Origin of the sequence: Dietzia sp. DQ11-38-2 (genome assembly GCF_014145055.1) — a bacterium.
GTDB lineage: Bacteria > Actinomycetota > Actinomycetes > Mycobacteriales > Mycobacteriaceae > Dietzia.
This window is the reverse complement of the sequence record NZ_JAALDW010000063.1, coordinates 1-9178: the sequence shown is the minus strand read 5'-3', so window position 1 is coordinate 9178 and position 9178 is coordinate 1. Positions and strand designations below refer to the sequence as shown.

Annotated in this window: 10 protein-coding genes and 1 pseudogene; 5 read left to right on the top strand and 6 right to left on the bottom strand. The window is 68.1% G+C overall.

Annotation, left to right across the window (positions count from 1 at the left end; translation table 11 throughout):
- Window positions 1–254, top strand: a pseudogene (locus tag G6026_RS02810) (inositol monophosphatase family protein); the annotation flags it as partial.
- 58 nt (window positions 255–312) lie between these two features.
- Here the strand turns inward: G6026_RS02810 and G6026_RS02805 are convergent.
- The 5 genes from G6026_RS02805 to hsaA all read right to left on the bottom strand — a co-directional run bounded on the left by G6026_RS02805 (window position 313) and on the right by hsaA (window position 5501).
- A complete protein-coding gene (locus tag G6026_RS02805; protein WP_107755739.1) occupies window positions 313–1509 on the bottom strand; it encodes a sulfotransferase in 1197 nt (398 codons plus the stop codon).
- Window positions 1506–2714, bottom strand: coding sequence for a hypothetical protein (locus tag G6026_RS02800; protein WP_107757974.1), 1209 nt, complete (start codon window positions 2712–2714; stop codon window positions 1506–1508). Before G6026_RS02800 ends, G6026_RS02805 begins: the two co-directional genes overlap by 4 nt.
- Window positions 2715–2722: 8 nt before the next feature.
- Window positions 2723–3307 (bottom strand): 3-hydroxy-9,10-secoandrosta-1,3,5(10)-triene-9,17-dione monooxygenase reductase subunit, encoded by a 585-nt coding sequence (hsaB, locus tag G6026_RS02795; protein WP_107755738.1) that lies wholly within the window; start codon window positions 3305–3307, stop codon window positions 2723–2725.
- A gap of 85 nt (window positions 3308–3392) precedes the next feature.
- A complete protein-coding gene (hsaC, locus tag G6026_RS02790; protein WP_182612202.1) occupies window positions 3393–4292 on the bottom strand; it encodes an iron-dependent extradiol dioxygenase HsaC in 900 nt (299 codons plus the stop codon).
- 33 nt (window positions 4293–4325) lie between these two features.
- A complete protein-coding gene (hsaA, locus tag G6026_RS02785) occupies window positions 4326–5501 on the bottom strand; it encodes a 3-hydroxy-9,10-secoandrosta-1,3,5(10)-triene-9,17-dione monooxygenase oxygenase subunit (RefSeq protein WP_107755736.1) in 1176 nt (391 codons plus the stop codon).
- Between the two features lie 188 nt (window positions 5502–5689).
- On the opposite strand from hsaA, the gene G6026_RS02780 reads away from it, so the two are divergent.
- Genes G6026_RS02780 through G6026_RS02765 form a run of 4 tightly spaced genes read left to right on the top strand, consistent with a single transcriptional unit; the run spans window position 5690 to window position 8960 of the window.
- Window positions 5690–6913, top strand: coding sequence for a Rieske 2Fe-2S domain-containing protein (locus G6026_RS02780; RefSeq protein WP_107755735.1), 1224 nt, complete (start codon window positions 5690–5692; stop codon window positions 6911–6913).
- A complete protein-coding gene (locus tag G6026_RS02775) occupies window positions 6913–7308 on the top strand; it encodes a hypothetical protein (RefSeq protein ID WP_107755734.1) in 396 nt (131 codons plus the stop codon). The genes G6026_RS02780 and G6026_RS02775 overlap by 1 nt, the downstream gene beginning before the upstream one ends.
- Before the next feature lie 55 nt (window positions 7309–7363).
- The gene (locus G6026_RS02770; RefSeq protein WP_182612201.1) at window positions 7364–8425 is read left to right on the top strand and encodes a ferredoxin--NADP reductase; all 1062 of its coding nucleotides are present in this window, start codon (window positions 7364–7366) and stop codon (window positions 8423–8425) included.
- A gap of 13 nt (window positions 8426–8438) precedes the next feature.
- The gene (locus G6026_RS02765; protein WP_182612200.1) at window positions 8439–8960 is read left to right on the top strand and encodes a flavodoxin domain-containing protein; all 522 of its coding nucleotides are present in this window, start codon (window positions 8439–8441) and stop codon (window positions 8958–8960) included.
- Between the two features lie 36 nt (window positions 8961–8996).
- Here the strand turns inward: G6026_RS02765 and G6026_RS02760 are convergent.
- The coding region (locus G6026_RS02760) for a hypothetical protein (protein WP_206682002.1) at window positions 8997–9178 on the bottom strand (182 nt) is incomplete at its 5' end.

The following is a 9178-nucleotide window of genomic DNA, read 5'->3' as shown; positions in this document are numbered from 1 at the left end:
GCCTCGGCTCGGGTGGTGGCAAGACCGCCACTGTGGTGGAGGACGAGTGCGACGCCTACATCCACACCAGTGGCCACCACCAGTGGGATTCGGCCGCCACCTACGGAGTGGTACGCCAGCGCGGACTGCACGCCAGCCGACTCGACGGGTCAGAACTGGTCTACAACGTCGAGCAGATAGATTTCCCGGACCTGCTCGTGTGCAAGGAGGACGTCGCCGACCGCATCATCGAGGGGGCCCGGCAGTACCTCTGATCCGGCTCCGGACCGACGTACCTGGCCTCGCGACCCCGCCTGGTCGTCGAGGACCCGCCTAGTCCTCGAGGCCCCGGTAGCCGGCGAACCGCTCGGCGATCTGGTCCTCGGTCACCCCGTAGTCGGCGAGTGTGTAGCGGTGTGCGGGTGCGCGGTCGCCGGACAGGCTCCTGGCGTTCTCCGCCTCGACCGCGTCCCGCACGTCGTCGTCGAGCCCCGCGCCGGCCGCGGCGTACACCCGTTCCACCACTCCCGCCGGGTCCTCGATCAGTTCCCGGTGGTTGACGTCGACGAACGTCGCCTGCGAGCCCGGGTCCGCCTCGTGCCGTGAACGGACCGCGTCGAACTCGGCCACGCCCCGCGCCCACAGGTCGAGCTGCGAGGACCCGATGTAGTCCGGGGTGAAGCGGGTCGACCAGTCCGCGGCGGTCCGGTGCGCCAGCGAGAACATCGACGCCATGGACTTCCGCGGATCACGGTGGGTCTGCACCACCACGGCGTCGGGGTACACCTCGAGGAGTGCGTCCAGCGCGAACAGGTGGCTCGGGTTCTTGAGCACCCAGCGGCGATCGGGGTCGTCCGCACCGATCAACTGAAGGTTCCGCTTGTGCCGTCGGTACGCGGGGACCCAGTCCACGCTCTGCAGCCATGTCGAGTACCCGTCGAGCCTGACGAGACACTCGTACGAGGCCGACGTCGCGGACTGGCGCAGCAACTGCCAGCACTCCTCCAGGTCGTCGGCGGAGATGTAGTGCACTCCTCCGTAGTCGGGATTCTCCGACATGAACCCGGCGTACAGGTCGCGTAGTCCCCGGTAGGTGGGGTCGTCCTCCCACTGGTCCCGCGGCGGCCTCGGCTTGGGCACCTCCGTGAGCCACAGCTCGAGCCCCTGGTTGGCGGGGTCGGCGCCGAGGAGCCGGTGCAGCGCCGTGGTCCCGGTCCGGGGCAACCCGGTGACGACGACGGGCCGCACGATCTCGATGTCCGCCTGGGCCGGGTCCGCGGTGAAGCCCGCCTGCGAGACGAGCCGCGCCACCATCGCGCCCTTGAGCACGGACCGCCAGTACTTGCTCCCGGCCGGGGTGAGCCCGGCATCGGAGTGCAGGGAGTCCAGGAGGACGCCCAGTGCCTCGCGGTGGTGGTCCTGCCCATCGCCGAAGTCCTCCAACCCGATCGCCCGGGAGGCGCTCGCGTGGAGGTCCTCGACGGTCCCGACGTGCACCCGCTCGTCGTCGGTCACGGTCGATCCGGTCATGAGAGTCCTCTCCGCGCGAACGCGTCCTGCCGCGCGGCGATGCGCTCGCGCCACTGCTCGGAGCTCACCCGCTGGTCGTCGTAGCCGGGGACCTCGCTCGCGAGCTGGTCGAACGGCACCACTGTGACCGCCGGACCGAGCTCCGGGGTGATGGGCTCGCTCACCCGCTGCCACCGGAACTGCATGATGCCCTCGCGGTGCCCCAGGGTCTCGATCCAGTTGGCCAGACCGGGGTCGCGGTCGGCCACGACGAGGTGGATCATGCCGTCCTCGGAGACGTGCGCCTGGTCCGCGGTGAGGCTCGTCTGGTGATGCACGTAGTCGAGCGAGGCGTACCACATGCTGCCCAGCTGGAACCCCTGGTACGGGACCCCCGCGACGGGAACGGAGATCACCATGGCCTCATCGGCCCCGAGCTCGAAGACCCCGGCCGAGGAGAACTGGGTGGTGAGCCCGCCGGGGGTCTGCCGGGGCTCGTTCAGTGTGTTGCGCTCCTGGTCACCGAAGAACCACTCCGGGAACGCCAACCACGTCCGCAGCCTCCCGACCAGCGCCTGCGCGAGCTTGGCGTAGAACTTCTCCTGCCCGGCGAGCGTCACCGGTTCCGGCGCGGTGCCCACCGTGTCGACCCTGCGGAGGATCGCCGACCCGGCCACCTCCCGGCTCCAGTCGGAGTACACCTCGCGGACGGCGATCATGGACGACCCCGGGTGCAGCACCACGTAGCCGGAGTCGCCCTCGTCGTCGTCATGCCGTGGTGGCCCCAGGCGGAAGCGGTACCGACCGTCGTCGTCGATCTCGAGAGCACGGTCGTCGAACGCGGCGTGCGACGCGGCGCGTTCGTCGGCCGAGTACGTCCCTGCCATGACCTGGAACGACAGGTCCGCGGTGGTGCCGCGACGACCCTCGATCACGTACTCGGCGCCGTCGGCGAGGTTGGCGTAGAAGTACAGGGTGTCCGGGTTGTCCAGGCCCATCTTGGTGTACGGACCCGTGGCCTGGAACAACTGAGGGTGTGTGCGTCCGCGGTGCTGGCCGGTCTCGATGGCCCCGCGGATGGTCCCGAGCAGATAGTCGAGCCCCTCCGCGACGTCCTCCTCGGTCCGCACGTGCGGCGCCGACCGGATGATCTCCTCCGCCTCGGCCAGCGCCCGCGCCAACGGCGCGGTCGCCCCTGCTGCCCCGTCCACTGCTGCCCCGTCCATCGCGCCGCTCACAGCCACGTGTACGAGTCGGCGGACGTGATGAAGTTCTCGAGCTCTTCCTGTTCGGGCGTCGGATCCACGATGTCCTCCTCGATACTCAGATATGCGCCGCGGTAGAACAACAGCGGCCGGACGTCCCGCTCGGTCGGTCCGAGATGGGCGACCCGGCCCAGGACGATCCAGTGGTCGCCACCGTCGAGGACCTGGTCGATCTCACAGTCCAACCAGGCCATCACGCCGTGGATCACCGGCGAGCCGAGCGGGCTCGGTGACCAGTCGATCGACGCGAACTTGTCGTCGCCGCGACGGCCGAAGGTGGAGGAGACGCCCTCCTGTTCCTCGGAGAGGATGTTGACGCAGAACCTGCCGGCCGCCTCGATCCCTTTCCACGAGCCGGACGTCTTCATCGGGCAGAACAGCACCAGGGGTGGTTCGAGGGACAGGGCGGAGAAGGACTGGCACGCGAAACCGACCGGCGCGTCCTCCGTGACCGCCGTGATGACGGTGATCCCGGTACAGAACTGGCCGAGCGCGTCGCGCAGGTCCCGGCTGGAGAAGCTCTGTCCCTCCGGGGGGTGGTCGGTGCTGCTCATGTGAAGTCGGTCCTCCCTGGACTGGGGTGGTGCGTGGGCGTCATCGCCTCCCGGGCGGTCCCGCCCGGGAGGCCAGCCTAGGCTTCTACTTGAAGCCGACGGAGAAATCGTGTCCCCACAGGCTCACCGCCGTGGACTCCCGCGCGACCCAGTCCGCATCGTCGACCTGCACGCCCTCGCAGCCGTACTCGCAGTCGAAACCACCGGGCGTCTTCATGTAGAAGCTGAGCATCTTGTCGTTGACGTGACGACCGAGCGAGGCCGACATCCTGACCTTCTTGCGCAACGCCCGGTCCAGCGCCAGCCCCACGTCGTCGGCCGACGCGACCTCGACCATGAGGTGGATGATCCCGGTCGGGTTGGGGAAGGGTGTGAACGCCAGGGAGTGGTGGCGGGGGTTGCACCCGAGGAAGCGCAGCCAGGCGGGCTCCCCGTCGGCCGGTCGACCCACGATCTCCGGCGGCAGACTCATCGAGTCGCGGAGGGAGAATCCCAGGACGTCGCGGTAGAACTCGAGCGCCGCGACCTCGTCCGGGGTGGAGAGCACGATGTGGCCGGCACCCTGGTCCCCCGTGACGAACTCGTGGCCGTAGGGCGTGGGGATGCGGCGGTGCTGTAGCGCGATGGTGTGGTAGATCTCCAGCGTGAACCCGGCGGGGTCCTGGCACGTGATCAGTCCGCGGACCTTCCGGTCCCGCTTCACCTCGTCCGAGCCCTCCTCCCAGGGGACCCCGGCGTCCTCGAGACGGCGCCTGACGTCGTCGAGTTCCGCCTCGTTCGCACACTCCCAGCCCACCGCGGCGAGCGTGTCCTCCGGCCCGGGGACGATGATCCACCGATGCGGGTTCTCGTCCATACGGAAGTAGAGCGCGTCGGGGTCGTCGCCCTTGCCCTCGACGAACCCGAGCACCTTGGTGCCGTACTCGCGCCAGGCCTCCATGTCGGTCGCGTAGATCCGCACATACCCGAAGTTGCTTATCGCCATGCCAAGTCAGTCCTCTCGATCGGCTCCGGCGGATCAGACCATGGAGTCCGCGACCTTCTCGCCGAACTCGTTCTGTCCGTACATGATGTACGCCTTGGTCGCCTCGTTGGCCGCGTGGACCCGACCGGCGTTGGCATCGCGCCAGAACCGCTGGATCGGCGAGGTGTCCTCGAGCGCGCGGGCGCCCGAGTTCTGGAACAGCAGCCCGATCGCGTCGATGGCCCGCTGGGTCGCGCGGACCTGGTCCCGGCGGGCGCGGGTGCGGATGTCCATGCCCGGGAACTCGCCGGCCTTGATCAGATCCATCTCCTCGCGGACGTTCCGCATGAGCTGCAGCCATGCGGCGTCGATGTCGCCCGCCGCCTCCGCGAGCCGCACCTTGGCGAACGGGTCGTCCTTGGCCTTGGTGCCGAACGCGGCGCGGACCCGCGCGCGCTGGTGCTCGCGGTGCACCTCGTAACACCCGAACGCCATCCCGACGATCGGCGTGGAGATGGTCGTGGGGTGGATGGTTCCCCACGGCATCCGGTAGATCGGGTTGGTGTTGACCTCGAGACCCGGGCTGGTCGTGTTGGCCATGTCCCCGAAGGACAGCACGCGGTGCGCGGGGATGAGCGCGTCCTTGATCAGGATGTCGTTGGACCCGGTGCCCTTGAGTCCGGCGACGTGCCAGACGTCGAGGATCTCGTACTGCGACTTCTCGACCAGGAAGGTGCAGAAGTCGATCATCTTGCCGTCTGCGTCCAGCACCGGACCGCCGACGAACACCCAGTCGGCGTGGTCACAGCCCGAGGACCAGGACCACTTGCCGTTGAGGAGATACCCGTCGTCGTTCTTCGTGGCCGCACCCATCGGGGCGTAGGACGACGAGATACGGACTGTGGTGTCCGACCCCCACACGTCCTCCTGCGCCTGCTGGGGAAACAGGGCCAGGTGCCAGTTGTGGATCCCCAGGATGCTGGCGCACCACCCGGTGGACGGGCACGCGGAGGCTATGGTCATGGCCGCCGTGTAGAAGGCCTCCATGTCCGCCTCGTACCCGCCCCACTGGGCGGGCTGGCAGAGCTTGAAGAAACCGGCCTCGTCGAGCTCCGCGATGTTCTGCGGATGGACCCGGCGTAGGTCCTCGGTCTCCTGCGCACGCTCGGCGAAACCGGGCAGCAGCGCTTTGATCCGGTCGATGACCTCGTGGTTGGCGTGCTCGCTCATGTGATCCCTCTCTGGCTTTTGTAGGCCGCTTGACCCTAGACTAGAACACGTTACAGTTTTGCACCAGACTGAATACCCCCGAGTGCAGGCTATGGCACCCCGTGCCAGCGCCGACGGGGATTGGTTGTGACCGGCAACCCGATTCTATAACCTGTTCTCATCCGGCTCATGCCCTCAGGAGGATCATCATGACCGCAACTGGCTCGGCCCCCGGAGCCGTCCGAGAGATCGACACGGGTGAGGCGCGGGAACGCTACGCGCGCGGCTGGCACTGCATCGGCACCGTCAAGGAGTTCAGCGACGGCAAACCGCACTCCATCCAGGCGTTCGGCACCAAGCTCGTCGTGTGGGCGGACGACCAGGGCGAGGTCAAGGTCCTCGACGCCTACTGTCGCCACCTCGGAGGCGACCTCTCCGACGGCGAGATCAAGGACGGCAACATCGCCTGCCCGTTCCACGACTGGCGGTGGGGTGGCGACGGCAAGTGCAAGGGCATCCCCTACGCCAAGCGGGTCCCCCTGCGCGCCAGGACCCGCGCGTGGACCACGAACATCCAATCCGGTCAGGTCTTCGTCTGGCACGACCACGAGGGCAACCCGCCCCGCGACGAGGACGCGATCCCGGTAGTCACCGAGTACGGCACCGACGAGTGGACCGACTGGGAGTGGAACCGCCTCGTGATCGAGGGGTCGAACTGCATGGAGATCGTCGACAACGTCGTCGACATGGCGCACTTCTACTACATCCACTTCGCGTTCCCGACGTACTTCAAGAACGTCTTCGAGGGCCAGACCGCCACCCAGTACCTCAACACCAAGGGCCGGCCGGACCACGACCCGACCGGCGGCAAGTACGGGGACACCCTTCTGGAGTCCGAGGCGTCCTACTTCGGCCCCGCGTACATGATCAACCCCCTCAAGCAGAAGTACGGCGACTTCGAGACCGAAGCCATCCTCATCAACTGCCACTACCCGATCGACCAGAACTCGTTCGTGTTGATGTACGGACTCTCGGTGAAGAAGCCCGCGGGCTTCGACGACGCGACTTCCGCCAAGATGGCCGCGAAGATCGCCACGTTCTTCGGCGAGGGGTTCCTCCAGGACGTCAGGATCTGGCAGCGCAAGTCCCAGATCGCGAACCCGCTGCTGTGCGAGGAGGACGGACCCGTCTACCAGCTCCGCCGCTGGTACGAGCAGTTCTACGTGGACCGGGACAAGGTAGAGCCCGAGATGCAGGAGCGTTTCGAGTTCGAGGTCGACACCACCGCCGCCAACACGTACTGGGAGAGCGAGGTCGCCGAGAACCTCCGCAAGCAGGAGGCGGGCGAGGCCGAGACCTCGGACGAGCAGACCCAGTACACCGGGATGGCCGAGGTCGCCGGGGAAGCGAACGCCTCCCGAGCGGAGACCTGATGTTCAAGCAGCACGACGCCCGGCGCGCCCCCACCTGGGATCGGTCCGACCCGGCGCGCGCCGCGCGTCTGCACGGTGACACGGACCTCGACCGCGAGACCTACACCCGGGCGGGCTTCCAGCCCGTGGAGTGCCGCACGTGCGGGACCTGCGCGTCCGTTCGCAAGAACAGCGAGAAGCACACCTCGATCCAGTGGACCGCGAACAGTGACCGCGCGTGCCCCGTGCTCTCCGAGTGGCGGGCGGGCGGGGAGCGGCCCCAGGGCGAGGACACGTGCCCCCGGATGCTCGCGAGCATCCGGTACGCCTACGCGGAGGGTCTGATCACGCTCGCCGACGGCGTCGATCCCGCTGACACCGATCACATGGTCAACCCTCTGTTCGTCCCGGAGTAGGACGTCCCGGAGTGACCTCCCGAACCGCCGCACGCAAGCGATAGGCTCCCAACCCATGACCGCCACCCCACAACTCGGCTCCTTCGTGCGCGAACTCTCGATCGCCGAGGTGATCGAGGAGACGGCCGACGCCAAGTCGATCGTCTTCGAGATCCCGGCCGGCGCGGAGGACGATTTCCGATACACCCCCGGCCAGTTCCTCACCCTGCGGATCCCCAGCGACCGGACCGGGTCCGTGGCGCGGTGCTACTCCCTCTCCAGTTCCCCCACCGAGGACTCCCGTCTCAAGGTGACCGTCAAACGCACCGTGGACGGCTATGGATCCAACTGGCTGTGTGACAACGCCGAGGTCGGCATGTCCATGCACGTCCTGGCACCGTCGGGCATCTTCACGCCCAAGAATCTCGACCAGGACTTCATCCTCCTGGCCGCCGGCTCCGGAATCACCCCGGTGATGTCGATCCTCAAGTCGGCGCTCTCCCAGGGCACCGGGCACATCGTCATGGTCTACGCCAACCGCGACGAGAAATCCGTGATCTTCAAGGACGAACTGCAGACCCTGCAGCGGGAGAACCCCGACCGGCTCACCGTCCTGCACTGGCTCGAATCGGTGTCGGGCATCCCCTCCCCCGAGATGATCGGGAATCTGCTCCACCCGGTGGCCACCAAGCGCCAGTCGTACATCTGCGGCCCGGCACCGTTCATGGAGACCGTCAAGGACGGCCTCCGCCGCGCGGGTGCCGACATGCACCTCATCCACACCGAGGCCTTCTCCTCGATCGAGGGCGACCCGTTCGCCGAGATCGTGATCGACGACTCGCCCTCGGATGACGGCGCCGGGCCGGCCATGGCGATCGTCGAACTCGACGACGAGACCCACGAGGTCTCCTGGCCCCGCAACACCCCGCTGCTCGACGTCCTGCTGTCGAAGGGGATCAAGGCTCCGTTCTCCTGCCGCAAGGGTGAGTGCTCCGCCTGTGCCTGCGTCCTGAAGTCCGGCGAGGTCGAGATGATCCACAACGGCATCCTCGACCCGGAGGAGGTCGAGGAAGGGTACGTGCTGAGCTGCCAGCTCCTGCCCAAGACCGATCGCGTCGAGGTCTCGTACTCCGAGTGACACACTCCAGGATGTGAACCACCCCCTCGTCACCTTCACCTCCCGCTACGGCTCCACTCGTCGGTACGCGGACGCACTCGCCGAGAAGCTCGGCACTCGCGCCGTGGAACTCGACTCGCCGGGGCACGCAGCCGCCGCCGACCCGTTGATCGTCCTGGCTCCCCAGTACGTCGCGACCATCCTCGGGCGGCGGCGCATCATCCGGGCTATCCGATCGGCTCCGGGCCCCACTGCGCTCGTCGTCGTCGCCCTCTCCCCCGCCGACGACCCCGGGCGCGGCACCCTCGCGCAGAAGCTCGTCACGGCCACCGGCCGCGCGGTCACGGTCTTCCAGTTGCGCGGAGACCTGGACCCGGACCGGCTGCGGTGGTCGGACCGGGTGCTCATGGCCGCGCTGCGCAGAGAATTGCGCAAGACCCCGGACGAACCGATGGCCCGGCTGCTGCTGCCACGGGAGCGAGTGGAGCTGGTCGACGAGTCCACGCTGGGGCCCGTGATCACGTGGGCGACGCGGCCGCCGTCGAACCCGGACTGACCGCCGGTCAGCCCCGCATCGCTCCGACCCCCACGATCACAGGGCCACCACCATGCCGAGACCGACGGCCAGGGCGACAGGGACCAGCAGTCCACCCAGGGCCGCGGCGAACCTGCCGCCTCCCAGACCGCCGGCCAGAACGAGCTTCACGCCGAGGTTCGTCAGGAGCCCTACACCGACGGCCAGTGCGGCCGCGCTCACCGACACGGCGCCGGCCG

Bases quoted from the DNA above. Each gene is read 5' to 3' on its own strand.
- G6026_RS02805 (WP_107755739.1), bottom strand. From the start codon at position 1,509: ATGACCGGATCGACCGTGACCGACGACGAGCGGGTGCACGTCGGGACC.
- G6026_RS02800 (WP_107757974.1), bottom strand. From the start codon at position 2,714: ATGGACGGGGCAGCAGTGGACGGGGCAGCAGGGGCGACCGCGCCGTTG.
- hsaB (WP_107755738.1), bottom strand. From the start codon at position 3,307: ATGAGCAGCACCGACCACCCCCCGGAGGGACAGAGCTTCTCCAGCCGG.
- hsaC (WP_182612202.1), bottom strand. From the start codon at position 4,292: ATGGCGATAAGCAACTTCGGGTATGTGCGGATCTACGCGACCGACATG.
- hsaA (WP_107755736.1), bottom strand. From the start codon at position 5,501: ATGAGCGAGCACGCCAACCACGAGGTCATCGACCGGATCAAAGCGCTG.
- G6026_RS02780 (WP_107755735.1), top strand. From the start codon at position 5,690: ATGACCGCAACTGGCTCGGCCCCCGGAGCCGTCCGAGAGATCGACACG.
- G6026_RS02775 (WP_107755734.1), top strand. From the start codon at position 6,913: ATGTTCAAGCAGCACGACGCCCGGCGCGCCCCCACCTGGGATCGGTCC.
- G6026_RS02770 (WP_182612201.1), top strand. From the start codon at position 7,364: ATGACCGCCACCCCACAACTCGGCTCCTTCGTGCGCGAACTCTCGATC.